Raw genomic sequence first — 25580 nt, 5'->3', positions numbered from 1 at the left:
GGTTGTGGGTGCCAGAGATGCTTTCTCTAGAAAGGAGGTGATCCAGCCGCAGGTTCCCCTACGGCTACCTTGTTACGACTTCACCCCAGTCACGAACCCCGCCGTGGTAAGCGCCCCCCTTGCGGTTAGGCTACCTACTTCTGGCGGAACCCGCTCCCATGGTGTGACGGGCGGTGTGTACAAGACCCGGGAACGTATTCACCGCGACATGCTGATCCGCGATTACTAGCGATTCCGACTTCACGCAGGCGAGTTGCAGCCTACGATCCGGACTACGATCGGCTTTCTGGGATTGGCTCCACCTCGCGGCTTGGCAACCCTCTGTACCGACCATTGTATGACGTGTGAAGCCCTACCCATAAGGGCCATGAGGACTTGACGTCATCCCCACCTTCCTCCGGTTTGTCACCGGCAGTCTCGTTAAAGTGCCCAACTAAATGATGGCAATTAACGACAAGGGTTGCGCTCGTTGCGGGACTTAACCCAACATCTCACGACACGAGCTGACGACAGCCATGCAGCACCTGTGTTCCAGTTCCCTTTCGGGCACACCCAAATCTCTTCAGGCTCCTGGACATGTCAAGGGTAGGTAAGGTTTTTCGCGTTGCATCGAATTAATCCACATCATCCACCGCTTGTGCGGGTCCCCGTCAATTCCTTTGAGTTTTAACCTTGCGGCCGTACTCCCCAGGCGGTCAACTTCACGCGTTAGCTCCGGTACTAAAAGGTTTTACCCTCCCAACACCTAGTTGACATCGTTTAGGGCGTGGACTACCAGGGTATCTAATCCTGTTTGCTACCCACGCTTTCGTGCATGAGCGTCAGTATCGACCCAGGGGGCTGCCTTCGCCATTGGTGTTCCTCCACATCTCTACGCATTTCACTGCTACACGTGGAATTCCACCCCCCTCTGCCGTACTCTAGCCTTCCAGTCACAAGCGCAGTTCCCAGGTTGAGCCCGGGGATTTCACGCCTGTCTTAAAAAACCGCCTGCGCACGCTTTACGCCCAGTAATTCCGATTAACGCTCGCACCCTACGTATTACCGCGGCTGCTGGCACGTAGTTAGCCGGTGCTTCTTATGCCGGTACCGTCATCCGCACAGGGTATTAACCCATGCGATTTCTTCCCGGCCGAAAGAGCTTTACAACCCGAAGGCCTTCTTCACTCACGCGGCATGGCTGGATCAGGGTTGCCCCCATTGTCCAAAATTCCCCACTGCTGCCTCCCGTAGGAGTCTGGACCGTGTCTCAGTTCCAGTGTGGCGGATCATCCTCTCAGACCCGCTACAGATCGTCGCCTTGGTGAGCCTTTACCTCACCAACTAGCTAATCTGATATCGGCCGCTCAATCAGCGCAAGGTCTTGCGATCCCCTGCTTTCCTGCTCACAGAATATGCGGTATTAGCGTAACTTTCGCTACGTTATCCCCCACTGAAAGGTACGTTCCGATACATTACTCACCCGTTCGCCACTCGCCGGCACCCGAAGGTCCGCTGCCGTTCGACTTGCATGTGTAAGGCATGCCGCCAGCGTTCAATCTGAGCCAGGATCAAACTCTTCAGTTCAATCCAACTAATACTCACAATTCACTGACGGTAGAATTTAACTTCTACCTCGATGGATCTCTCCATCCGTGTGATTGCCTTTAATACTTTTTTGCGATTTGCATCGCTAGCATCAAGGCACCCACACCTATCGGTTGTTCAAATTGTTAAAGATCACTCGCCGCGCCGTCTCGTTAAATCCGTCAGCAGCAGAGAAGCGAGATTATGAATCACTTCCAACATCTCGTCAAGCTTTTACACCCAACTTCTTCTCTTACAACAACAACTTCCAACTTCACAAAAACAAAACGCCTAGCAATTACCAAGCGTTAAATTTTGTTGGTTGCGGGGGCAGGACTTGAACCTGCGACCTTCGGGTTATGAGCCCGACGAGCTGCCAGCTGCTCCACCCCGCGTCCGTCAGAGGGGCGCATTATCCAGACGCTCCCACGGGGTGTCAACAACAATCTGTTCGAAAGACTATTTACTTCCCAACCAATCGACGAGCGTCGCCCACTGGTCGACATCCCGACGATGCTTCGCCCGTGGCGGATCAAAGACCGTTGCACCAGCGGCAGCCACATTGACGTAGTTCTGGGTGTTGCGGAGATAAGCAACGATAGGAATATCGAAATGCTTGAGGAACTCTTCCAGCATGCTTGCCGCCTTGGTCCGCGGATCGACACGCATGGCGACGATCCCGACTTTGGAACGCTGCCCACGTATTTCGTTACGCATCGAATTGAGAAAATCTTCGGTAGCCGCCATGTCAAATATCGACGGCACCAGCGGCACGACAACTTTGTCTACTGCTCGCAAGTAATCAGTAAGCTTGTAGCCCTGCAAGCCAGCCGGCGCATCCACGACAACCCAGTCGGCCTCGCGGGGCAGGTTGAGCACGATCTGGTTACCAGCAAAGTACCCTGTCACCGGCGGCAATGCCGGGTCGCGAAAAGCCATCCAGCGGAGCGCCGATTGCTGGCGATCAAGATCGCACAACGTGGTTTTCTTTCCCTGATTGGCAAAGTAGCCTGACAAATTGGTTGCCAGAGTGGTTTTGCCGGCCCCGCCTTTTGGATTCGCCACTAACACTGAACGCATACACCCTCCCTGTATATTTGCTGCGGCATTATATTCGGCGCGCTCAGCGGCGTCATAGATGAATAGAATATTGGTTTTCATCCAGGCGGCCCGTTATGGTTACCAAAGTTGCAAGTGATCGACAGGGGATTCAATCCATCGAAGTGGGCTTTCGTCTGTTGCGGGTCCTGGCGGCGACCAATCGCCCCATGATGTTGCGCGACATTGCCAAGGGCGCCGGAATGCCGGCAGCCAAGGCACATCGCTACATGGTCAGTTTCCTGAGAATTGGGATTGTCGAACAGGATTCCAGTAGCGGCCGCTACGACCTTGGCGCCTACGCGCTGGAACTAGGGCTTTCGGGGCTGGGGCGACTCGACCCGGTGCGTCTGTCCGGACCGATTCTCGAAGCACTCTGCGAAGAAATTCAGGAAACCGTGGCGCTAGCCGTCTGGGGAAATCACGGAGCCACTATCGTCCGTATCGTCGACTCGGGCTCGCCGGTAACCATCACCCTGCGCCCGGGCACGGTACTATCGCTCTCCAAGTCCGCTACAGGGCGGGCTTTTTCGGCTTTTTACCGGTCGCCCTTCCTCAAGAAGATGCTCGACGAGGAGTTGCACGAAGCAGCCGACGAAAGCAAGGTCGCTATTACAACGGTCCGGCGTCAACTAGAAAAGACGCTAACCGACATCCGCGCCCACGGCATATCGCGCGCGACTGGCAGCCTGACCCCCGGCATCAACGGATTCAGCGCCCCGGTTTACGACCACACAGGCAGCATGGTTGCCTCGATAACAGCGCTGGGTTCGATGGGGGAATTCAACGCCGAATGGGACAGTCCCGTTGCCAAGGCGATGCTGTCCGCAGCGGCAGCCCTGTCCCAAAGGCTGGGCTATGGCGAAAAGGCTGAATGAGAGCCTGACGCCCCGAACGGGATCACTAACAACTGGCAAGATCCAAACGAGTCGGGGATGGCAAAAACCCAGGAATTTCCGTGAGGTACGGCAGTCACTAATAATGGAGGGCGGATGTTAGACACACGGCAGAATTCGTGACTTCGTCCTTACGGATGGAAGCATCCGCCCATTGATTTGCGCTTATCGTTTAGCATTCGGGAAAAACAACTGCTCGCCGCCGATCTTGTATTCGGCAATCGCTTTTTGGCCGGAAGCGGAAATCAGCCATTCGACGAAGCGCTGACCATCTTCCCGATTGATTTGCGGATGTTTGAGCGGATTGACCAATATCACGCCGTACTGATTGAACAGACGGCTATCGCCCTCGACAAGAATCACCAGGTCGCCGCGATTCTTGAACGACAGCCAGGTGCCACGATCGGCAAGGACGTAGGCGTTGGCAGAGGAGGCCATATTCAGCGCCGGCCCCATGCCGGAGCCGGTATCGCGGTACCAAGCCCCCTTGATCTTGTCCAGATCGAGCCCCGCCATCTTCCAGTAGCGAAGTTCGGCGGCATGTGTGCCGCTCTTGTCGCCACGGGAAATGAAGGCTGAGCGAGCCACAGCATCGATGGCAGCAATCCGTCGCAAACCCTCGAGGATGCCCTTGCCTGCCACCTTGGCCGGATCGCCCTTGGGTCCGACCAAAACGAAGTCGTTATACATGACCTCGCGGCGCTCGACGCCAAAGCCTTCGGCGACAAATTTCTCTTCCGCCGCCTTGTCGTGGACGAAAGCGACATCAGCATCGCCGCGGCGGGCAATATCCAGCGCCTGTCCGGTACCGAGGGCGACTACCCGTACCTTCACACCAGTCTCTTTCTCGAAGAGCGGCAGGATGTAGCCGAATAGTCCGGATTGCTCGGTAGAGGTCGTCGATGCGACGGTGATAGTCCGGTTCTGCGCGAATGCCATCGCCCCCAGAAAACATGCGGCAACGGTACACGCTACAGTCAGTATCTTTCTAATTTGCACTAGAGTCCCCTTGTTCTCATCTTGGCCATTCCAGGTCACTGCCTGAATGTCAGCCTATAGCGAACGGCGACCTAGATTAAATATGTCGGGACTTGCAACAAGCGGCGCTGAGGAGCCATTGACAATGTATCGGCCCAGGAATTTTGGTGGCACGGCCGGCCCCGGAGAGAAAAGCGGAAGTCAAAACCTCCGCTGTCGCTTCTATAACGCTCTAAACGCTGCTCAAGATTTCTTCGTAGGCCTCGACGAACAGGCGTACGCCCTCGATCTGCAGGGCTTCGCCGACTTCATTCAACTCAATGCCCTGTCCGGCGAGTGCCACGATATGGTAATGCGCTTTGTTGGCGCCTTCGACCAGCAGGTCCAGGGCGTGACCATGTTCGTGGAAGGCGGCCAGGGTCGCGTCGGGCAGCGTGTTGATGGTTTCCGGACCGATCAGCGCCTCGACATAGAGAACATCGCTGTAAGCCGCATTTTTGCTACCGGTACTTGCCCAAAGTGGCGTCTGTGGTCGCACGCCGGCCTCGGCCAACGCGGCATAGGTCGGGCCGTGGAAGAGTTCGAGATAGCGTTGGTAGCAGCGCTTGGCCAGAGCAACGCCGCTCCGCCCGCGGAGCACCCGGGCCAACGGCGTGCCGATGACTTCGAGCCGCCGGTCCACCAGCGTATCGACGCGGCTCAGGAAGACGCTCGCCACCGAGCGCAACTGCGCGGCACTGCCGCCCTCGGCCAGCCAGCGCTGCGCCCCGCGCAAATAGGCTTGGGCCACTGCCTCATACTGGGCGAGCGAGAAGAGCAGCGTCACATTGACCCGCACGCCGAGCGCCGTCAGGTTCTCAAAGGCCTGCACGCCGGCTGGCGTGCCCGGCACCTTGACCAGCAGGTTGTCGCGCCCAACCGACTGGCGCAGTCTCAAGGCAGCTGCTTCAGTGCCAACCGCGTCATGCGCCAGCAAGGGTGAGACTTCCAGGCTGGCGTAGCCGGTATCGCCCGCACTGGCGACATAGGCCGGCCACAGAATGTCGCAGGCGGCCTGGATATCGGGAATCACCAGCGCCTCGTAACGCGCCTCGGGGTCGAGACCGGACGTGCGCAGGCGGGCTATATCCTCGGCATAGAACGAACTGCCGGTCAACGCTTTCTGGAAAATGGCGGGATTCGAGGTGACGCCGTCGATGCCGTCCTCTTCCATCAGGCGTTGCAGCGTGCCCTCCCGGAGCAAGGTCCGCGACAGGTTATCGAGCCAGGCGTGTTGCCCGCGCGCCTTGAGCGCGAGCAGGGGATTTTTCTTCAAGCCTTGTTCTCCGGCCATTTCCAGTCGCGCATTGGCGGCCTCTCGGCGCCGTGCTCGTGGATGTGTTGGTGTGCTGGTTGAGTTTATCGCGCATCCAATGCTGATGGGCGCCGCCCGCAGCTACAAATTCGGCACCTAGTTCGCCACGTCCGTCACCGGATTGTAATAGTCGAGGTTGTTCCGCACCACCCCGCCGGACGGCTTGTCATCGCCACTCAGTCTCTGTGAGTAACCAACAAGAGACCCGCCCCGGGCAAGCTCAACGAAATGGTGGCATGGCCGCGATCAAATACCCGGTAGCGAAACTATTAGTCATCAAACGCGGCCTAACTAAAAAGCGCGCCCCTGGGGCTGCCCCGCAGCATCCGACCGGCCCGTTGCCGGAAATTAGAAATTCCGCCCTCTTCACCTTAACCGCCGAGGAACTGACATGAGAAAACTGGCAGTATTACTGATTGCCTTGAGCACTCTCCTCTCGGGTTGTGTTGTCTATGACACCCCGCACCGGGACGGTGGACACCGCGGCGACCGCGACCGAGATGGCGTACCGAACCGCGTCGATCGCGACCGCGACAACGATGGCGTGCCGAATCGCATGGACCGACGTCCGAACGACCCGAACCGTTACTGATTGTGAAAACCGTCGCCCAACTGAGCGCCCTGTTTCCGCGCGAAGAGCAGATTCCCGCCGATTGCCGCATCCTGGCGCCGATCCATCAGCGCGCCATCCTGATCAACGGCGAAATGCGCATCTGGAAAGGGGAAACGCGCGCCGTATATTCGCCAGTCTGCATTAAACGAAGCGATGGCCGCCTGGCCCATGTCGAACTCGGCAGCGTCCCGGTGACCGGTACTGCCGAGGCCGATGCCGCCTTGGCCGCAGCGGTCGCTGCCTACGATCACGGCCGCGGCAGCTGGCCAAACCTGTCGGTCGCCGAGCGCATCGCCTGCGTCGGCAACTTCACCAACCAGATCGTCGCCCGCCGCCGCGAGATCGTGAACCTGATCATGTGGGAAATCGGCAAGAGCCTGGCCGACTCGCAGAAGGAATTCGACCGTACCATCGACTACATCCGCGCCACCGTCGAGGAACTGAAGCGGCTCGACAACAGCAATTCGCGCTTCGAGATCGTCGATGGCACGATCGCCCAGATCCGCCGCTCGCCGGTCGGCATCGCGCTGTGCATGGGGCCGTACAACTACCCGATGAACGAGACCTTCAGCACGCTGATCCCGGCGCTGATCATGGGCAATGTCGTGCTCTTCAAGCCGCCGCGCTTCGGCGTGCTGCTTTACTACCCGATGCTGGAGGCCTTTCGCAGCGCATTTCCGCCCGGCGTCATCAACATCGTCTATGGTCAGGGCCACGTCGTCGTGCCGCACATCATGGCCTCAGGCAAGGTCAATGTGTTGGCGCTGATTGGTTCGAGCGAGGTGGCCGACCAACTGAAAAAGTCGCACCCGAAGACCAACCGCCTGCGCGCCATCCTCGGCCTCGGCGCCAAGAACGCGGCGATCATCATGGCCGATGCGGACATCGAACTGACGGTCAAGGAATGCATTACCGGCGCCCTTTCCTTCAACGGCCAGCGCTGCACGGCGATCAAGATGATCCTGGTGCACCAGTCGATCGCCGAGCAGTTCCTGCGCCGCTTCTGCGAGGAAGTCGGCAAACTGGCCATCGGCATGCCGTGGGAGCCCGGCGTCATGCTGACGCCGCTGCCCGACATGGCGATGGTCAGCTACATGAACGAATGCATCGCCGATGCCCAAAGCAAGGGCGCCAGGGTAATCAACCCCGGCGGCGGCACCATGGCCGAGACCCTGTTCTACCCGGCCGTGCTGTTCCCGGTCAGCGCGGGCATGAAGCTTTATCGCGAGGAGCAGTTCGGCCCGATCATTCCGGTCGCCACGTTCGAGGACATCGAGACGCCGCTCGACTACGTGATCACTTCCGACCATGGCCAGCAGGTTGCCATCTTCGGCAGCAATCCCGAGCAGATCGCCTCGCTGGTCGATACCCTGGTCAATCAGGTCTGCCGGGTCAATATCAACTGCCAGTGCCAGCGCGGGCCGGACGTCTTCCCCTTCGTCGGCCGCAAGGATTCGGCCGAGGGCACGCTATCCGTCCATGACGCCCTGCGCGCCTTCTCGATCCGCACCATGGTCGCCGCCAAGCAGACCGAGGCCTCAAAGAAGCTGCTCGATGCCATCGTGCTCGGCAACAAGTCGAACTTCATCAACACCCACTTCATCCTCTGAAGCCGGACCTCATGCCGTGATCAGGCTGGTGAGCAAACCAAGCAAGAGTATCGGCAGGTAGGGAAAGGCCACGGTCGGCCGGGCAGCATTGACAGCATACTCGCGCAGCAGGCCGATCCACCCCGGCCGGGCGGCCGACCACGCCGAGTACAACTGCATGGCCAGCGCGTCGGGTGGCGCCGCCTGCCGAAGCACGGCTTCGAGACGCAACAGGCGTTCCACCAGGCGTACCTGGCCGGTTTTCAGGATGCCTTCCTGCATCCAGCACAGCACGACCAATGCGCCGAGCCAGCCGACCGGCAGTTTCGCCGCCAGTCCGCCAACGCACAGCGCTAGGCAGGTCAGCTTGATGAGCAGCGCATGCTTTTCGTACTGCTCACTATGGTCGTGCAGGGAAAGCCATTCCTGGCCCAGTCGTGCCTTGTCATCCATCGCCGGATATCCTCGGTTTGCCGCGATTCACAATCGCTATCGGCGGCAAGGATACCTGCGGTTGCTGTCTGTCCGGTCGGAAGAAACGTGACGCGAACTACTGATTGAAGCGATAGCTCTCCGCGGCATAGAGCCGCCACGTACCATCGCCGATGATTTCCAGCACCTGCGGGTGGTATTGGAGGATGGCCGGTCGGTGGCCGACGCTGATCAGCGTCGTGCCGGTATCGGTCAGCAGGCGGTAGAGACTGAGTTCGTTGGCGATGTCCAGGGCGCTGGTCGCTTCGTCGAGCATGGCGTAGCGCGGCGCCTGGAGTAGCACACGGGCGAAGGCGACGCGCTGCTGTTCGCCGACCGAGAGCACCTTGGACCAGTCCAGTTCGGCATCCAGCCCGCCAAACCGGGCGGCAGTCTGCGGCAGGTTGACGCTGTCGAGCAGGCTGAGCAAAGCCTCGTCGCTGACCGCCCCCTCCTGTTGCGGATACAGCAGCTGGCTGCGCAGAGAGCCCTGGCGCATGTAGGGGCGTTGGGGCAGGAACAGCATTTCACCATCGGCCGGCGCAATGATGCGGCCGCTACCGGAGCGCCACAGGCCGGCCATGGCGCGTAGCAAGGAACTCTTCCCGCAACCGCTGGCCCCGACGATCATCACGCCCTGCCCCGGCTCCACCAGCAGCGACAAGTCCCGAACCAGGGTTCGTTCGCAGTTCGGGGTTTGCAAGGTCAGGTTCTCGATGGCGAGATCGGGTCCGGTCACAAAGGTGATGCGCGGCGCTGCGTCCGGCTGGCCCTCACCCTTCCCGGCCAGGACCTTGGCAAAACTATCAAGGCGATCGATGCCGGCGGCAAACTTGCTGACGCTGTCGAAGTTGTCGACGATCACGGTCAGGGCGCTGAGAATCGCCGCAAAGGCACCGGCTGCCTGAATCGCCCGCCCGACCTCGAGTTCGCCGGAGATCACCCGTCCGGCGATGATCGCACTGGGCAGGATGATAGTCAGGAAACTGTAGCCATACTGAAACAGGTTCAGCCGCAGCTGGACCTTGATCAGCTTGTTGAAATTCTCGAAAGCCTCGTTGAAGTAGCGGGCAACCTGCTGCGACTCCTGGGCCTCGCCACGATAGAAAGCGATGGCTTCAGCGTTCTCGCGGATGCGCACGAGGCTGAAGCGGAAATTGGCTTCGCGCTTTAGCTGGTAGAAATTCAGGCCGATCAGGATCTTGCCGAAGACGACGATGGTGACGACGGTGCCGACCACGGCATAGATGATCAGAAAGGCGACCAGCTCCTTCGAAATCGACCACAGGACGCCGGAGAAAGCGATCAGCTGCAACAGCGAGCCGACCAGCACGAGCAGGAACTGCAGCGACTTCTGGCAGAAGGTGTTGATGTCTTCGGCAACGCGCTGATCCGGGTTGTCGATCTCGACACTGGCATTCAGCTCGTAATATGCCCGATTGCTGAAGTAGTCGCCGAGAAAGCGCCGGGTCAGCCAACGCCGCCAGTGCAGCCCGAGCTTGTCCCGGACATAGTAATAGGAAGCATGGACCAGTACGCCGAAGATCAGGATGGCAACGCACTTTTCCATCGACAGCCAGAAGCGGTCGGCATCCTTGGCGGCCAGCGCCGAAGTGAACTCGCCAGTCTGGTCGTTGAAGAGCACGGCAAACCCCGTCTGTCCCAGCAGCAGGAGCACGAGCAGGACGAGCAGCCACCTGGCCTGCCGCCTCTCGTCCCCCGACCAATAAGGGGCGGCGATGGTTTTGAAGCTCTGCCAAAGGCGACGATCAAAACGAATCATGGCTTCGCTGGAACAGGCGGCATCCGCCAAAAAGGGTCACCCCAAAGACCAGGTGGGTGAGCAGGGTCACCCAGTCGCGGGCTACGACAAACCAGGGAAAGAGCAGCGTGAAGCCATACAGGTTGACGGCGTAGATCGCCAGCCCGTACAGGCCCCCAATCAGCAGCAGTGGCCCGATCGGCAGACGCCCGGCCAATTGGGCCGGGATGATCGCGTAGGCGATGGAGAGGGCAAAATGAATCAGCGTGGCGACCAGCAGGATGTCCCACTGCAGCGTCGTCGGTGGCGGCAGCACGGCGGGCCCCATAAGCAGCGCAGCGGTCAGGCGGGTGTCACGTAACAGGGTTTCGGCAACCGGGACATTCGCCAGCCACCACAAGACGAGTTGCGCCACAGTGGCGATCACGCCAGCGGCAATGCCAACGACCCCGGCCATCGCCAGGTCGATCCGCCTACCCGCGGGCAGCAGCGCCGGCGCGTCAGCCAGCAGATCGACCGTATCCTTCCCAAGCAACGGTGCCACCAGCCGCTGGGCCAGCCCCGCCCCGCCCTGCGCCATGATCAGTGCATGATTGCGGACGAATACCGAATGGGCGAACGGGGCGATCAGGTTCATCCACCAGCGGGTCGTGCGCACGTGCCACTCGAAGGCAACGATACTGACCGGACCTTCACGCGAAAAACGCCAGCGGCCAACGCCATCGAGATCGCCGCTTGCGCTGCCGTCAATCGCTACCAGCGCTTCGATGCGGGTGACGCGCACCTCGACAACCAGGCGATAAGGCAACGCCCCCCGCCAAGCGTAGCGCCGAACACTATCGACACCGTCCGGCTCACCGTCAGCCAGTGCCTCAACCTGTTCTGCCCCCGGCCACCAGTCTGGCCAATACATGGAATCGTGGACGGCCGCATAGACGTCTTCGAGAGGCGCTGCGATGCGCCACACCGACTGCAAGCGGTATTCCGCCACGACCCCTCCACTGTGTTTGGCGTGATTCAGCGATCAAGTCGCTGCCGGCATCATTCTCCCCGGCTGACAAACGACGTCCTGACCGGACGACCGGTCGTCCCGGCCTGGATTTGCTTGTGTTGCCAGGCGCCGTCGATCTGCGCGGAAAGTCGATAGCTCCCCGGCGGCAACTTGATGTAAAGGAGTGGTCCCTCGCTGACGCCAGCCACGACTTCCTTGCCATTACGTCCAGTGACGGCAAACGGAATGTTGGCCAGATAGCTGCCCTGGCGGTCGCTGAAAATGACTTGGACATTATAGGCGGTGGCCGCCTTACGCATTTCGTCACGCGCCTCGTCGCCGATTCCGCCGCTCATCCAGGGAATCTGGGCTTGCGGGGCGCTGACCACGTTGGATTTGGCATTGTCGTCGATGTCCGCAGCTGGTAGCGACGTGCAGAGGAAGGCGGCGGCGACGGCCAGAAGCGAACGGGCCAGGGCGCGACGAGCGGTTTGTTGATGGCTCTTGATGGTGAAAGCTGATAAAGGATTGGACATGATCTGCTCCAGAAATCAACCGTGGGCTTGCGCAAAAGATATGCTGCCAGCACCGGCCCGGCGATCTGCCGAACCCTGTGGTTATCAGCGGATTGTCGTTTTTCTCGCCGGTACCATCTGTACGATAGCACACACCGGTCAGACCTTCATTCCCGGCCAGCCGGCCCGCGCTCGCCAATTGTTTGCCCGGTCAACGCAACAATCCGACGCTCTCGAAATGCACCTGTTCCACCCCGCTGGCCGAGGCCGGCGCCCCCAGGCTGAGCACGCCGCGACCAATCAACGCCAACTCCCGGCGATGGATATGAACTTCTGCCTTGCCTTCAAGGCTGATGAAAGTGCCGTTCGTGCTGCGATCGACGAAGACGAAGCGGTCGAGGCGGCGCTCTATCGTGCCGTGATCACGCGAACAACGGGCGTCGCGGATGACCAGATCGCAGTCAGGATGACGGCCGATACGGGTCAGCGGTTGGGTCTCGTCGAGCACCATTTCTACGTTGTTGTGCCGCACGCAAAGCCGGCCGGCGCCGTCGCCGGGCTCGGCAAGCGCCAGGCGCAAGGCAATCGGGGCAGGCTGTTGGCCGTCCAGCTGAAAAACACCCAGTCGGCGCTGGCCGCAATTGAGCAGCAGGTCGGGCACGCTGTTCGCCGCCAGTTGCAACCAGGGAAAGAGGGTCGCCCGCTTCGGCACGCTGAGCAAGATATGTCCGGGCGTGGCGACGGCAGACAGGCTGGCCGCGGGATTTTCACCTGCCCCGGGGAAATAGCATTGCTCCCTGACCAGATGTCCTGTACACACGCCGACCCGAACGCCCATGGGGTGCCCGGAATGCGGCGGCAACTCCGCGATCCGGTGCTGCATCTCGATGGCCGACTGCAAGGCTTCTGCATCATTGGCGAAGAATGCCATCAGCTTATTGCCGGAGCGCTCGACCAGCCGACCGCCATGGCTTTCAACCGCACGCCGGATACGTTTCTCACACCGCTGAACCGTGTACAGCGCTTCCGAGTGTTCGAGTTCCGGCGCCAGTCGGGCACTGCGCGCGATATCGGCGCAAAGGACGGCCAGTGCGCCCTCACTCGTCCCCATGACCGCTCCTCCCCGCCGCATGCGATGACATTGTTGGCTCGCCGCCGAGTCGCACCGTTTGCCATGGCGATCCCGCCACCGTGGCGCATAGTCGTGCTGACACCCGCTGTGGCTGACGAACCAGAAATAGTTTCATCGTGAAAATCCTGTTTTCTGTCGTGTTATTTCAGGCCAAACCAATGGCCATGTCAAAGCCTAAAACTCCCTGCCACAGATAAACCGGTACAAGAGTTTTACCAATCACTCGGTGGGCCAGACGCGCGCGGCAACAGCAGAGAGTTGGTGAGGGACGGGTTCTGAGCACGATAGTCGCGCGGGGCAAAATGTAGCCATCATCCACGATTCCCGGAGGTGCTTCTGTACGCTAGCGAACATACCGGCAACCCGGCGAGGTCGCGAGTAGATTATTGCGATTGCAGTCGAGGCAAATTCAGCACGACCCTTTCCGTGTCCGAAAATCAGCTCCCAGCAACGATCCGTCAGGGCAAGATGCGCGAACGGGTGCGCCCCGGGCCGGTCAAAGAGCAGGGCACAAGACAAACTGTAACAGAGGGAGGTGAATCATGGACATCCGGCAAGCTGATCAGAAAGCCATGCTTTCGCTACATGAAGCGGCGCAACTGCTGTCGACTGACACCTCGACCATCCATGAATTCGAGGTCAGCTTGGCCCTGGCCATCGAACATGGCCAGTTGCATGCCAGCGTCAAGCGATGGGCGACCGAGCAATGGGAAGGCAAGCAGCTCCCGGGGAATATCAACCGCCGGGAAACCTTCATCGCGCGCGTCGACCTTGAGGCGTGGCGGAAGGCGAGGACCTGAAACAGGCCCGGGCTCCAGGAATTCTGGAGCGGCAGAAGAGTCTCGAACTCTCGACCTCAACCTTGGCAAGGTTGCGCTCTACCAACTGAGCTACTGCCGCTTTTTGGCTCCCCGACCTGGGCTCGAACCAGGGACCTACGGATTAACAGTCCGGCGCTCTACCGACTGAGCTATCGAGGAAAAGGCCGCGCATTATAAATTCCCAGCGCAACTTTGCAATAGCCAAGAAGGGGGCAAAGAGAGATTTTTTAGCGGCGACCAAGCTTACCGCTGCAATTCCTTTTTAGCGGCGAGCTGACGCCGGTTATCATTTCGCAACTACTCGATAGCAACAAGCGGAGGCATTGATGGAAACTGGCTACAGCGCGGCGACGCAGACCCCGGAAAACAAAAAAGCCACTCCGCAGAATGGCTTAACTGTTTGATCTGGCTGGTGCCCCCGAACGGAATCGAACCGCTACCTGATGATTACAAATCAACTGCACGACCTTCATGCTACGGGGGCAAGAAGCGCGGGGCGAGATTATAGCGTGATCCCCCGACTTTCAAAATGACGAAACTCTCCAACCCGTTTGAAATCGCCCGCGAAACCCTACGGTTGCTGGCCGTTCGCCGGATTCCGCCAACCCCCGACAATTATTTGACGCTGTATCAGGAAATATCGGGCGTCAAACCGGCTACCGAGGCTTTTCCGGAAAAACAGCTCCGCTCGCTGGCCGCGGCCTTGCCCAAAGCCACCCCCGAGCAGTTGCGTCTGGCGCGAAATCTCGACGAAGCGGTCAAGACAGCAAACTGGGAGGATTATCAGAACCGTCTGGTCGAATTCATCAGCGCCTTAACCGTCACCCAGAAACTTGCCTGGCCAGACCTGATCGCTGACCTTCTCCGGCAATGGGACGCCAAACACATCGGCCTCACTGCAGCGCGCAAACGCGAATCCCTGGAACACGTTTTGACCAGTAGCGGAGGGAATCCGGAGACCTTGTACAACCGCCTGCAGGGCCTGCTCCGTTCTTGGGGAAGCGGCAAGGAAGGCGAGGCGACTTCAAGCAGCATTGAATCGACGGCGAACGAAACAGTCGCTTCCCGACCTTCACCTCTCGCTCCCGCTGATCTCCTGCCGGAATTGCGCCAGCTTTTCGCTTTCACGCTCGAGACCGCGATCGCCACCCAGTTGCTGGAAAGCCCGCAACTTTCGAACGATGCCAAGACGCTGGCCAAAGACATTCGCACTGCTGCCAGCACCGAGCAATTGCAGGAGTTCCTCGTCCGCCTGAAGCGCTTTGCCTTCAAGCTCGAATTGCTCGCCGAAGATCAGGCCGAACTGCGCAGTAGCCTGCTTAACCTGCTCCGCCTGCTGGTTGGCAACATTACCGAACTGGTTCTCGACGACCGCTGGCTGCACGGCCAGATCGAAGTGGTCCGCGACATCATCGACAAACCGCTATCCCAGCGCGCCCTTGACGATGCCGAGCGACGCCTGAAGGAAGTGCTGTTCAAGCAAGCCCAGCTCAAGGCCAGCCTGTCCGAAGCCAGGGACACGATCAAGCAGATGCTGGCGGGCTTCGTCGACCATCTCGCCGACTTCGCCGAGGTCACTTCCGTCTATCATGACAAGATCGAGGCCTGCGCCGGCAAGATCAGTTCGGCCAAGGACATTTCCGAACTGGAAGACGTTCTCGGCGAGGTCATGCGCGAAACGCGCACCGTTCAGATCAACACGCAACGTTCGCGCGACGAACTGAAATTGACCCAGCAGAAGGTCCAGGAATCGGAAGCCCGCATCCGCGAGCTCGAAAAGGAACTCGAAACCACCAGCGACCTGGTTCGCCACGACCAGTTGACTGGCGTCCTCAACCGGCGCGGGCTGGAGGACATTTTCAACAAGGAAATTGCCCGCTCCAAGCGGCACGACACGCTGCTTTGCGTCGGCCTGCTCGACGTCGACAATTTCAAGAAGCTGAATGACGCGCTCGGCCACGACATCGGCGATCAGGCCCTGATCCATCTCGCCACCGTCTGTCGCGAAACACTCCGCCCGCAGGACACCGTGGCCCGTTACGGCGGCGAGGAGTTCATCATCCTGCTCCCGGAAACCTCGCTCGACGATGCGGTCATCGCCCTCACCCGCCTGCAACGCGAACTCACCAAGAAGTTCTTTTTGCATGCCAATGAGAAAATACTGATCACCTTCAGTGCTGGGGTAACCCAGATGCAGCAGTTGGACACCCAAGCCACAGTGATCAAGCGGGCCGACGAAGCCATGTACCAAGCCAAGCAGACCGGCAAGAACCGTGTTCAACCCGCTCTTTGACCATCGCCGACCGCTATCTCAAAATAATTCCAGTCGGCCCTAAAGTTTCCATCAGGCGCTCCGTAAATTGATTCAACGGTGGAACAAATTGATTGCTCCATCCAGGTTTAAAGCGGCCGGCGCCAAACGTTGGCCAACAGACAAACTGTTCCAAGGAGATTCAAAATGGCACAAACAATCAACACCAACGTTGCATCCCTGAATGCTCAGCGCAACCTGAATACTTCGCAATCGTCGCTCGCCACTTCCCTGCAACGCTTGTCCACCGGCCTGCGGATCAACAGCGCGAAAGACGACGCCGCTGGCTTGTCCATCTCGAACCGCATGACTTCCCAAATCAGGGGCCTCAACCAGGCCGTCCGCAATGCCAACGACGGCATCTCCCTGTCGCAAACCGCTGAAGGCGCCCTGTCTTCGTCCGGTGACATCCTTCAGCGCGTACGTGAGCTGGCCGTTCAGTCCGCCAATGCCTCCAATTCCGCCAGCGACCGCAAAGCGATCCAGTCCGAAGTTGGCCAACTGCTCTCCGAACTCGACCGCGTCGCGAACACCACCGAATTCAACGGCCAGAAGCTGCTGGATGGCTCCTTCGGTTCCTCCACCTTCCAGGTCGGCGCCAATGCCAACCAGACCATCACGGCGACCACCGGCAATTTCCGCACAAATAACTACGGTGCCCAACTGAAAACCTCTGAGGCGATTGACGCCGCCGCCACGGCTGAAGACCTGGCCGGATCGTTTGACATCGCCGGTCTGGAAACGAAAACTATAACGTTGGTCACTGGCGACACCGCAGCAACAGCGGCAGCAAAAGTAAACGCCCAGACGACGAGTACAGGCGTGACGGCCAGCGCCCGCAACCAGGTTCAGCTTGATGCCTTCACGGTAGACAGTTTTTCGCTGGCGGTAAAAGGTGACAACGCCACGGCTGCCAACGTTGTGTTTTCCGTATCGGCCAACACGGCGGCCGGGCTTGCTGAAGCCGTCACCGCGTTCAACAATGCGTCGTCCAAAACCGGAATCACCGCAAAACTGAATGACACGTCGGATGGCATCGTACTGATCAACGAATCCGGCGCTAATATCGACATCGAAAACAACGCCGCTGCAGTTGGCGATACTTTCGATATGTCTTCGTATGACGCAGTCAATGCCGATTTCAGCACAACCGCGCTGACCGTTGCCGGCGCCGGCGCCAATGGAAACGCTACCGGCTATCTGGAGTTCAGTTCGGAACGAGGATATTCCATCCAGGCCACGACCACGACGCCCTTGGTTGCGAACGGTGCTGCCACACTGAATGACGTTGCCACGATTGACGTTTCCACGGTCGATGGTGCGACCAAAGCCCTGAAGATTGCTGATGCGGCACTTGCCACAGTGAATAGTCAACGGGCCGCCTTCGGTGCTCTGCAGTCCCGCTTCGAGAGTACCGTTTCCAACCTGCAAGCCACTTCGGAAAACCTGTCTGCCTCCCGCAGCCGTATCCAGGATGCTGACTTCGCCTCCGAAACCGCCAACCTGAGCCGTTCGCAGATTCTGCAACAGGCGGGCACGGCCATGCTGGCTCAAGCCAACGCGCTACCGCAGAACGTGCTGTCCCTGCTGCGCGGCTAATCCTGAACCGGGCCAGGCTACCCCTGGCCTTGACGAACCGGGCGCGGTGGCGGAAACGCCCCGCGCCCTTCGCCCATGAAACAAGGAGTTGGCAATGAACATCTCTTCAATCAATAGCAGCGCCGCGCCGGGGACTACACCCCGACCTGTCGCTGTGCAAGCGTCTACTGCAGAGGTTCGCCAAGCGCATGCCACCCAGATTAGCAGCGCAGCCTCCGTACAAACCGCACAATCGGTCACACAGACACAGAAAACTGAAGCGAACCGCCAGGAACTCGAGGACGCCGTCAAGCAAGTCAATGATTTTCTGAAGCCCATAAACAACGCTATCCAGTTCAATCTGGATGACGACACGGGCAAGACCATCGTCAAGGTTATTGACGTGGCAACCAAGGAAGTTATCCGTCAATTTCCTTCAGAGGATATGCTGTCAATCGCCAAGGCCATCGACAAGATGAAGGGTTTGCTGGTCCAGCAAAAGGCGTAAACTAGGTTTCAGGATTCAACAAGGAGGCCCATCATGGCCGTCTCTTCTCTCGGTATTGGCTCAGGACTTGATCTAAACGGATTGCTCACCAATTTGATGCAGGCCGAGCAGCAACCGTTGCTTGCCCTGCAGAAGAAGGAGGCCTCCTTCCAGGCACGGATTTCGGCGCTAGGTTCCCTGAAGGGTGCCTTATCCTCGTTGCAGACGTCTGCCCAAGGATTTATCCCGTCGACGGGTCAAACTGCAGCAAACAAATACGCCGCCTTCAAAGCCAGTGTTGCTGACACCTCCATCGCCACTGCCTCTGTATCAACAGGCGCAGTTGCCGGCAATTACAGCCTTGAAGTCAGCGCACTCGCCCAGTCGCATCGCCTGACCAGCCCCGACAATACCGATATCGCCGGCAAAGCTGCCCTGACAGCTGGCCTGGCAGCGGGGGGCACTCTTAAAATTGAGTTAGGTGCCTTAACGGGAACCAGTCCGGCACTGGCATTCACCGCAGACGGCGCGCGCGAATTGAACGTAACGGTTGCCGCTGGCGCCACACTGGAAAACGTACGCGACGCTATCAATGCAGCAGCCACTGACGGACGTGTCAGTGCCACGATTGTTAATGGAACAAATGGCCAACAGCTAGTACTGTCGAGTAACAAAACCGGCACTGCCAATGTAATGAAACTTTCCGGCGTCGGTGGGCTGGACTTCGATCCTGCCGGCGCGGGTTCGGGAACACTTTCCCAAGCTGCAGCCAATGGCGGTCAATCAGCGGCAGATGCCGCTTTCAAGCTAAACGGCATTGCGGCGACGAGTAGTTCCAATACGGTGAGCGGCGTTCTGGATGGCGTCACGCTAAGCTTGCTCAAGACTAATGTTGGCACGCCCACAAATCTGACTGTAACGAAGGACAGCACGACCGCCCTAACCACTACGATCAACAGCTTTGTCAAAGCTTACAACGATGCGACAAAGTTGATGAAAGACCTTGGTCTCTATGACGCCACAACAAAAAAGGCTGGCGCCCTCCAAGGCGATAGCGCACTACGCGGAGCACAAGGACAGGTACGTAGTTTTCTACAGACCGCTGCAGGGGGAACCTCCGCTTATCAAACCCTATCGGATATTGGCGTTTCGCTAGAAAAAGACGGCACGCTGAAATTGGATTCGACGAAACTAAGCAAGGCTGTCGAGGCTGACTACGCAGGCGTAACCAATCTTGTCTCCACCGTCGGAACTGCCTTCAAGAACGGGCTGGAAGGGCTGGTTGGCACCTCAGGCAACATTACGGCAGCGACTGACAGTGCCAACCGCCTGATCAAGGACTTGGGCAAACGACAATCGGCGTTGCTTGATCGCCTGGCTCAGGTTGAGTCTCGCTACCGCAAACAATTTTCAGCATTGGATAGCCTGGTCGCCAACATGAATAAGACAAGCAATTACCTCACCCAGCAACTGGCCAACCTGCCAGGCGCGTCTTCGAACTAAAAGGGAAACAGACAATGTTTGGCATGATGCGCAGCCCCGCAGAGAGTTACGCCAAAGTCAGCGTCGATGCCGCCGTTGAGACTGCTGATCCGCACCGCCTCATCTTGATGTTATTTGATGGCGCGATTGCAGCAGTTTCACTGGCACGGATTCATATGGAAGCAGGCCAGATTCCCCAAAAAGGAGCAGCCATTTCAAAAGCCATCGACTTGGTTTCGAACGGCTTACAGGCAAGCCTTGATATGGAATCAGGCGGCGACCTCGCTGAACGTCTGGCCGCTCTGTATGAGTACATGACTCAGCGCCTGTTATTTGCCAACCTGAAAAATAGCGTTGCCGCACTTGATGAGGTTTCCGAACTCTTGACGAGCTTGCGCGAAGCCTGGGCCCAGATCGCCCCCAACGAACAAGCGGCTGCCTGAACCATGAGCCTGCTGGCCAGCTATACGACGCTGCTTGAACTTTCGCAGCGAATGCTTGAACAGGCCCGGCAGCAGGAGTGGGAATCACTGGCCGCAACCGAAGCCCTTCGGGCTTCTCTGCTGGCCAAGCTACCAGCCCGACTGCCCGCGCTGTCACCAGCGGACAGCACGGCCGTTGCTACCGCCATCCGGCAGATCCAGGCCTGCGACCGCGAAATCCTCGAGTACGTGACGCCATGGCGGGAACAGGCGGCAACGCTGCTCTCACGCCTGACGCCGGCGCGCTAAGTAACCCGCATGCTTCCGCCTGACGTTGCCAGCAGCCTGCGGCTGGTGCTGCCGGACCAGCAAGCCGCGACCAACGCCCAGACCCAGCCGGTTGCTTCGAGCCAGAAGATTGCTGATGTGCTCAGCAATCTCGTTCCCGGCCAGCGCATCCTCGCTGAGATTCAGGCCTTGTTGCCCAACGGCAGCTATCGCGCCGTGGTTGCCCAGCGCGACGTCACCCTGGCCCTGCCGTTCTCGGCGAAGGCCGGCGATACGCTGGAACTGGAGGTCACCGAAAGCGACGGCAAGCTGACGCTGGCCTTCGTGGCCAACCGCTCCGATAACACCGCCAAGCCCGGCCAGGAATCGGTCGCCACTACCCTCAGCCCCACTGGCAAGATGATCGGCGACCTAATGGGCGGCATCGATGGCGAAGGCAAGCGCGCCCCGCCCGCCCCGCTCAATGGCAGCCAGCCGCTCGTCGAATCGATGCCGAAAACGGCCGCCGATCTGGCCCCGATATTGAAACAGGCGCTGACCCAGAGCGGCATGTTCTATGAGGCGCATCAGGCGCGCTGGGTGGCCGGCGAACTGCCGACCGATGCCTTGAAAAATGAACCGCAGGGCAAGCTTTCCACCCTTCAGACCCAGGTCACCGGCGACGCAGCTAGCGCAAAGTCCTCGGGCGCAGCCAACGCTGACGCATTGGCGATCAACCCGGCGGCCGCTGCGCGTAGCGAAGCCGCCAGCGGCAATCCGGTTCCGCGAGAACTGGCCCCCCTCGTACACCAGCAACTGGATGGCTTGGCCACCCAGAATTTCGCCTGGCAAGGGCAAGTCTGGCCCGGGCAGCAGATGCGCTGGGAAATTGGCGAAGATCTAGATAACTCACCCTCGTCCGGCGATCAAGAAGCCCAGCGCTGGCAGACTCGCCTCAAACTGTCCCTCCCCTTGCTGGGCGATATCGATGTCGCGCTCAACCTGCGGGCAGGCGGCGAGGTCAGCATCACACTGACCGCCGACTCGGATACCAGCGAGGCCAGTCTGCGCGATGGCGCTCAACAATTGCGCCGGCAGTTCGATGCTGCCGGCCTGAATTTAACCAATTTGGTCGTCCAGCATGGCGAAGCCGCCGAGTGACCCGACCCGCGAGGCGATTGCCCTCGCCTATAGCCAGACCGATGCCGCCCCCCGGGTCGTCGCCCGAGGAAAAGGTCTGATCGCCGAGCAGATCATCTCTCGCGCCAAGGAGCACGGGGTCTATGTCCACGAATCGCCTGAACTGGTTGCCCTGCTGACCCAGGTCAACATCGACGAGAATATCCCGCCCCAACTGTACATGGCGGTAGCGGAGCTCCTGGCATGGCTGTATCGCCTCGAACACGGCGAAAGCGCCATCCCGCCACCGATCTGACACCCACGCCGGAAACCCGGCTCGTCCGCTCGATGATGGTTTAAGATGCCCGAATTCCCATCAAGGCCCATTGGTATGTCCGCAACCGCTGACGATCTGCCCATCCCGGACTTCGAAATCGATCACCCTGAAGTATTTGGCCAGTTCCTGCTGAGCAACCCGCGTGAGGTTAATTTTTATCTCAATCTGCTGGCCAAGCGGCGCTGCATTCTGACCGCCTATATCGATGGCGGCCACCAATTCTTCCTGACCTCGATTGTCGGTATCGACGAGGCTAACGATAGCTTTTTCCTGGATCCGTCGAACGGCAGCGAGAGCAATACCGACGCTCAAGCTGCTCGCCAAATCACACTGGTCACCAATCTCGACCGGGTCAAGATACAACTCCGCCTCTCGCCCCTAGTCACCGCGATCCATCAGGGCCAGAGCGTCCTCTCGGCCCCCATCCCGCCCAGCATACTGCGTCTGCAGCGCCGCGAATTTTTTCGTCTCGAACCGCCGCTGGCCAGCCCCATCCTTTGCAAGCTGGCGATCGGAGAGGCGAACGGAGGGCTCGAGACCTTTGAACTAACGTTATCTGACATCAGCGGCGGTGGCGTATGTCTGATCGGACCGACCGAAAGCGCCGGGCAATTTGCCCGCGACACCCTGTTTCAACAGTGCCGACTGGATATTCCCGGCGAGGGTGTCATTCAGGTGAATTTGCGCGTCCGCAAGACGGTGGAAATCTCTGACCGCAACGGCCAGCACAGCCTGCGCATCGGCTGCGAATTCGTCAGTCTGCCCGGCACCCGACTGGCTTTTATCGAGCGCTACATCACGCGCATCGAACGCGAGCGCAAAGCCCGCGACTCCGGTCTGGCCGACTAGTACCACACCGGCAAAGGCTGGCACTAGACCTGGATGTTCATTACGTCCTGATAGGCAGTAACCAGCTTGTTACGGACCTGAACCATTTCCTGGAAGGACACGCTCGCCGTCTGCAGGGCGATCATCACTTCATGCAAATTCTGGCTGGTGTCCCCAGCCGCAAGCTGGGTGGCCATCTGATCCGCCTGCTGCTGCGTGCTGTTAACCTTGTCTATCGAACTCTTCAGAACCTGAGCGAAATCGGGCGCGCCAGCGACCGGCGCACTTTCCGCCGTTTTGCCGGAAGCCTGCGCGGCCGTAGTGCGCAGCACGCTCAACATTTGTTCGATCCCTTGGGTATCCATTTTCCACTCCTTAAACCTTGGGCATTTACATGCAATTTCCAGGCCAGAATCAATCCTTGAAATGCCCTTCGTCCCGGTACTGCTGCAACTTGTAGCGCAACGTCCGCTCCGAAATCCCCAGTCGTTCAATCGCCAGCTTGCGCGATCCGCCGACCTCGGCCAGCGTACGCAGAATATGTTCGCGCTCCAGATCCTTCATATTATCGGCTCTTTTTTCAGCTTCCGCTGGCAGCGTTGTGGCAGACACCTCGCCGCGCGCCGCCGTTTGCGGCGCGGTGGCGAAGCCAGGACGCGGTGCCAAATGCAGGTGCTCGGGACCGATAGTCGCCCCGGTCGAAAGAATCAAGGCGCGCTGGATGACGTTTTCCAGCTCCCGCACATTGCCCGGCCAGTCGTGGGCCACCATGACCGCCTCTGCCGCCGGTGACAGCGAAACACCAGAACGCCCCAAGCGGCCGCCGTGGTCGACGGCAAAATGCCGGGCAATCGGGACGATGTCCTCGCGCCGCTGACGCAAGGCGGGAATTTCCACCGGGAATACATTGAGGCGGTAATAGAGATCTTCGCGGAATACCCCTTTAGCCACGGCCTCGGCCATCTCGCGATTAGAGGTGGCAATGATCCGGATATTCAGCGGCACCGGCTTCTTGCCGCCCACCCGCTCGACTTCCCGCTCCTGCAAGACGCGCAATAGCTTGGCCTGCAGGCTCATTGGCATTTCCGTCACCTCGTCGAGCAGCAGCGTGCCGTCCTGGGCTTGTTCGAACTTGCCGGCCTGCGCCTGTTGGGCGCCGGTAAAGGCACCCTTTTCATAGCCGAACAAGGTGGCTTCAAGCAGGCTATCGGGTATCGCCGCACAGTTGATAGCGACGAATGGACCGTTCTTGCGCGCCGAATGGCGATGGATGAAACGAGCCACGACTTCCTTGCCGACCCCAGACTCCCCGGTCAGCAAGACCGTGGCATCAGTCTGCGCCACACGTTGGGCAATCGCGAATAGTTCTCGGCTGGCCGGATCGATGGCCACCACACCAGCCGACTCGCCGGTTTCCGGCAATTCGTACTTGTTGATATGGGCGAGCAGCGCCTGTGGTTCGAACGGCTTCAACAGGAAATCACAGGCCCCCGCGCGCATGGCGTCGACCGCCTTGTCGACTTCGGCATAGGCCGTCATCAGTACCACCGGCAAATGCGGCAGGCGGGTACGAATTTCCTTGAGCAAGCTTATGCCATCCATCGGCATCATCCGCACATCGCTAACGACGATTGAAAATGCCTGCTCATTCAATACCTTGAGCGCCGCTTCGCCGCCATCGACCGCGACATAGGGTCGCCCCGCCAGTTCCAGCGTATCGCCGATCGCCTCACGCAGGCTGGCATCGTCCTCGACTACCAGTATCGGCAAGCTATGTTCAGCCATGCTCTTCCATTCCGCTCTCTGCCAAACCGATCGGCAGTGTCATGACAAACTCGGCACCAACGCCGGGTTCCGAAAACAGCTCTATCGCGCCACCATGGGCACGTGCCACACCAAGGGCAATCGCCAACCCGAGCCCGGTGCCCTGACCCTTGGTGGTAAAAAACGGCTCAAATATTCGCGCCTGGGTTTCCCGGGTAATGCCGGGGCCACTGTCGCGTACGGCAATCGCCAGCAAATCGCCGCGCCGATTGCCGGTGAGGCAAATTTTGCCGCCCGCCGGCGTCGCCTGCAGGGCATTTTCCAGCAGATTCACCAGCGCCCCGAACAAGGCCTTGCGGCTGCCGACGATTTCAGCCCCTTCGCACGCATCGACCACGACAAACTCAAGGCCGTGCTCGCGCATCAGCGGCTCCATGGTTTGCGCCGTTTCAGCCAATAACTCACCAGCCGCCATGACGTCGCGCCCGATGCTTTCACCGCGGGCAAAGAGCAAAACATCCTGGATCAGGCGCTCCAGGCGGCGCAACTGTCCACTCGCCTTTTCGGAAAAGCGGGCGCGCACCTCGTCCGGCACCCCGGGCCGCCCGAGGTTCGAGGTATGGAGCAGCGCCGCTGCCAGCGGGGTACGCAACTGATGAGCCAGCGACGCCGCCATCTCGCCCATCGCGGCCAATCGCTGATTGCGTTCGAGCTCCGCTTTCATTCGGTGTGCTGTCGTCACATCGTGAATTAGCAGGATCTTGCCACCAGCCGAGGCGAGCAGGCTCTCGGCAATCGACACCCGCCCCTCGCCGAGCAGCCATTCGCCCACCGTCAGGGTCGGCTCCAGACAAGCCCGAGCGACATCGCCCCAATGCCGCCCGACCATGTCGGCACCGAACATGGCCATCGCGGCGGGATTGGCTGCCACCACGCTAGCAGAGGAGTCGAGCAGCACCACACCGGCCGGCAGCGCATCGAGCAGCGAAGAGAGGCGCTCGGAGAGCGCCTCCTTTTCCTCGAACTGCCGCCGCAGTTCACCATTGGCAATGGCCAGTTCTTCGGTCAGAGAAGCCACCCGCGCCTGCAAAGCTTCATAGGCTTGCGTTAGCTCGGCCGAAACCTGATTGAACATGGCAAAGGCCCGCTGCAATTCGGCGGCTTTGGCTTCGGAATCAGTTACAGGAGGGCTTGCCGGC

Annotated in this window: 25 protein-coding genes, 4 tRNA genes and 1 rRNA gene; 14 read left to right on the top strand and 16 right to left on the bottom strand. The window is 59.5% G+C overall.

From position 1 onward, the window contains the following. Positions 1-30: 30 nt before the first annotated feature. The 3 genes from NQE15_RS07995 to NQE15_RS07985 all read right to left on the bottom strand — a co-directional run bounded on the left by NQE15_RS07995 (position 31) and on the right by NQE15_RS07985 (position 2727). A 16S ribosomal RNA gene (locus tag NQE15_RS07995) occupies positions 31-1566 on the bottom strand. Positions 1567-1885: 319 nt separating this feature from the next. After that, positions 1886-1961 (bottom strand) — tRNA-Met (locus tag NQE15_RS07990). A 64-nt stretch (positions 1962-2025) separates the two neighbouring features. Further along, the gene (locus tag NQE15_RS07985) at positions 2026-2727 is read right to left on the bottom strand and encodes a ParA family protein (RefSeq protein WP_265948233.1); all 702 of its coding nucleotides are present in this window, start codon (positions 2725-2727) and stop codon (positions 2026-2028) included. A gap of 14 nt (positions 2728-2741) precedes the next feature. On the opposite strand from NQE15_RS07985, the gene NQE15_RS07980 reads away from it, so the two are divergent. Further along, positions 2742-3542 carry an IclR family transcriptional regulator gene (locus NQE15_RS07980; protein ID WP_265948231.1) on the top strand — a complete coding sequence of 267 codons (801 nt, stop codon included), beginning with the start codon at positions 2742-2744 and terminating at the stop codon, positions 3540-3542. A 183-nt stretch (positions 3543-3725) separates the two neighbouring features. On the opposite strand, the gene NQE15_RS07975 is transcribed toward NQE15_RS07980, so the two are convergent. Next, positions 3726-4499, bottom strand: a complete 774-nt coding sequence (locus tag NQE15_RS07975) for a substrate-binding domain-containing protein (RefSeq protein WP_265948228.1) — start codon at positions 4497-4499, stop codon at positions 3726-3728. A gap of 271 nt (positions 4500-4770) precedes the next feature. After that, entirely contained in the window at positions 4771-5853 is a 1083-nt protein-coding gene (gene tal / locus NQE15_RS07970; protein WP_265948227.1) for a transaldolase, read from the bottom strand. 275 nt (positions 5854-6128) lie between these two features. On the opposite strand from tal, the gene NQE15_RS07965 reads away from it, so the two are divergent. Genes NQE15_RS07965 through NQE15_RS07955 form a run of 3 tightly spaced genes read left to right on the top strand, consistent with a single transcriptional unit; the run spans position 6129 to position 8115 of the window. Continuing rightward, positions 6129-6287: a hypothetical protein gene (locus NQE15_RS07965; RefSeq protein WP_265948226.1), complete on the top strand. Its 159-nt coding sequence runs from the start codon at positions 6129-6131 to the stop codon at positions 6285-6287. A gap of 26 nt (positions 6288-6313) precedes the next feature. Further along, positions 6314-6484, top strand: a complete 171-nt coding sequence (locus NQE15_RS07960) for a hypothetical protein (RefSeq protein ID WP_265948224.1) — start codon at positions 6314-6316, stop codon at positions 6482-6484. Between the two features lie 2 nt (positions 6485-6486). Beyond that, positions 6487-8115, top strand: a complete 1629-nt coding sequence (locus tag NQE15_RS07955; RefSeq protein ID WP_265948222.1) for an NADP-dependent glyceraldehyde-3-phosphate dehydrogenase — start codon at positions 6487-6489, stop codon at positions 8113-8115. Positions 8116-8124: 9 nt separating this feature from the next. Here NQE15_RS07955 and NQE15_RS07950 read toward each other — a convergent pair whose 3' ends face one another. From NQE15_RS07950 to NQE15_RS07930, 5 genes are all read right to left on the bottom strand, one after another. Next, entirely contained in the window at positions 8125-8547 is a 423-nt protein-coding gene (locus NQE15_RS07950) for a hypothetical protein (RefSeq protein WP_265948220.1), read from the bottom strand. Between the two features lie 97 nt (positions 8548-8644). Beyond that, complete coding sequence (locus NQE15_RS07945; RefSeq protein WP_265948218.1) at positions 8645-10348, bottom strand: ABC transporter ATP-binding protein/permease; 1704 nt, start codon at positions 10346-10348, stop codon at positions 8645-8647. After that, on the bottom strand, positions 10335-11318 hold the full coding sequence (locus tag NQE15_RS07940; RefSeq protein WP_265948216.1) for an SRPBCC family protein: 984 nt from the start codon (positions 11316-11318) through the stop codon (positions 10335-10337). Before NQE15_RS07940 ends, NQE15_RS07945 begins: the two co-directional genes overlap by 14 nt. 50 nt (positions 11319-11368) lie before the next feature. Beyond that, on the bottom strand, positions 11369-11854 hold the full coding sequence (locus NQE15_RS07935; RefSeq protein ID WP_265948213.1) for a hypothetical protein: 486 nt from the start codon (positions 11852-11854) through the stop codon (positions 11369-11371). A 190-nt stretch (positions 11855-12044) separates the two neighbouring features. Next, positions 12045-12944, bottom strand: a complete 900-nt coding sequence (locus NQE15_RS07930; protein WP_265948211.1) for an adenylate/guanylate cyclase domain-containing protein — start codon at positions 12942-12944, stop codon at positions 12045-12047. Between the two features lie 563 nt (positions 12945-13507). Between NQE15_RS07930 and NQE15_RS07925 the strand changes: the two genes are divergently transcribed. Further along, a complete protein-coding gene (locus NQE15_RS07925; protein WP_265948210.1) occupies positions 13508-13765 on the top strand; it encodes a hypothetical protein in 258 nt (85 codons plus the stop codon). A 24-nt stretch (positions 13766-13789) separates the two neighbouring features. Here the strand turns inward: NQE15_RS07925 and NQE15_RS07920 are convergent. The 3 genes from NQE15_RS07920 to NQE15_RS07910 form a co-directional block, all read right to left on the bottom strand. Continuing rightward, positions 13790-13865: transfer RNA gene (locus NQE15_RS07920), tRNA-Gly, on the bottom strand. Between the two features lie 4 nt (positions 13866-13869). Then, positions 13870-13945, bottom strand: a tRNA-Asn gene (locus NQE15_RS07915). Positions 13946-14196: 251 nt separating this feature from the next. After that, positions 14197-14270 (bottom strand) — tRNA-Thr (locus tag NQE15_RS07910). Between the two features lie 45 nt (positions 14271-14315). Here NQE15_RS07910 and NQE15_RS07905 point away from each other — a divergent pair. The 9 genes from NQE15_RS07905 (at position 14316) to NQE15_RS07855 (ending at position 22638) form a co-directional block, all read left to right on the top strand. Next, complete coding sequence (locus NQE15_RS07905; RefSeq protein ID WP_265948208.1) at positions 14316-16079, top strand: sensor domain-containing diguanylate cyclase; 1764 nt, start codon at positions 14316-14318, stop codon at positions 16077-16079. A gap of 165 nt (positions 16080-16244) precedes the next feature. Continuing rightward, positions 16245-17696 carry a flagellin gene (locus tag NQE15_RS23825; RefSeq protein WP_323054958.1) on the top strand — a complete coding sequence of 484 codons (1452 nt, stop codon included), beginning with the start codon at positions 16245-16247 and terminating at the stop codon, positions 17694-17696. 94 nt (positions 17697-17790) lie between these two features. After that, positions 17791-18183 (top strand): flagellar protein FlaG, encoded by a 393-nt coding sequence (locus NQE15_RS07885; RefSeq protein WP_265948206.1) that lies wholly within the window; start codon positions 17791-17793, stop codon positions 18181-18183. 33 nt (positions 18184-18216) lie between these two features. Further along, positions 18217-19665, top strand: a complete 1449-nt coding sequence (fliD, locus tag NQE15_RS07880; protein WP_265948204.1) for a flagellar filament capping protein FliD — start codon at positions 18217-18219, stop codon at positions 19663-19665. A gap of 14 nt (positions 19666-19679) precedes the next feature. Continuing rightward, complete coding sequence (fliS, locus tag NQE15_RS07875) at positions 19680-20087, top strand: flagellar export chaperone FliS (protein ID WP_265948202.1); 408 nt, start codon at positions 19680-19682, stop codon at positions 20085-20087. Positions 20088-20090: 3 nt separating this feature from the next. Next, entirely contained in the window at positions 20091-20375 is a 285-nt protein-coding gene (locus tag NQE15_RS07870) for a flagellar protein FliT (RefSeq protein ID WP_265948201.1), read from the top strand. Between the two features lie 9 nt (positions 20376-20384). Further along, positions 20385-21494 carry a flagellar hook-length control protein FliK gene (locus NQE15_RS07865; protein ID WP_265948199.1) on the top strand — a complete coding sequence of 370 codons (1110 nt, stop codon included), beginning with the start codon at positions 20385-20387 and terminating at the stop codon, positions 21492-21494. After that, positions 21475-21768, top strand: a complete 294-nt coding sequence (locus NQE15_RS07860) for an EscU/YscU/HrcU family type III secretion system export apparatus switch protein (protein WP_265948197.1) — start codon at positions 21475-21477, stop codon at positions 21766-21768. The genes NQE15_RS07865 and NQE15_RS07860 overlap by 20 nt, the downstream gene beginning before the upstream one ends. 75 nt (positions 21769-21843) lie before the next feature. Next, positions 21844-22638, top strand: coding sequence for a flagellar brake protein (locus NQE15_RS07855; protein WP_265948195.1), 795 nt, complete (start codon positions 21844-21846; stop codon positions 22636-22638). Positions 22639-22661: 23 nt separating this feature from the next. On the opposite strand, the gene fliE is transcribed toward NQE15_RS07855, so the two are convergent. From fliE to NQE15_RS07840, 3 genes are read right to left on the bottom strand one after another with little or no spacing between them, the layout of a single operon-like run. Next, positions 22662-22982 carry a flagellar hook-basal body complex protein FliE gene (gene fliE / locus NQE15_RS07850; RefSeq protein ID WP_265948193.1) on the bottom strand — a complete coding sequence of 107 codons (321 nt, stop codon included), beginning with the start codon at positions 22980-22982 and terminating at the stop codon, positions 22662-22664. A 49-nt stretch (positions 22983-23031) separates the two neighbouring features. Continuing rightward, a complete protein-coding gene (locus NQE15_RS07845) occupies positions 23032-24402 on the bottom strand; it encodes a sigma-54-dependent transcriptional regulator (RefSeq protein WP_265948191.1) in 1371 nt (456 codons plus the stop codon). Continuing rightward, positions 24395-25516, bottom strand: coding sequence for a sensor histidine kinase (locus NQE15_RS07840; RefSeq protein ID WP_265948189.1), 1122 nt, complete (start codon positions 25514-25516; stop codon positions 24395-24397). Before NQE15_RS07840 ends, NQE15_RS07845 begins: the two co-directional genes overlap by 8 nt. Between the last annotated feature and the right edge of the window lie 64 nt (positions 25517-25580).

Source organism: Dechloromonas sp. A34, assembly GCF_026261605.1.
In the GTDB taxonomy this organism is placed as follows: domain Bacteria; phylum Pseudomonadota; class Gammaproteobacteria; order Burkholderiales; family Rhodocyclaceae; genus Azonexus.
The sequence above is the reverse complement of the archived record's forward strand: the minus strand, read 5'-3'. Positions and strand labels throughout refer to the sequence as shown.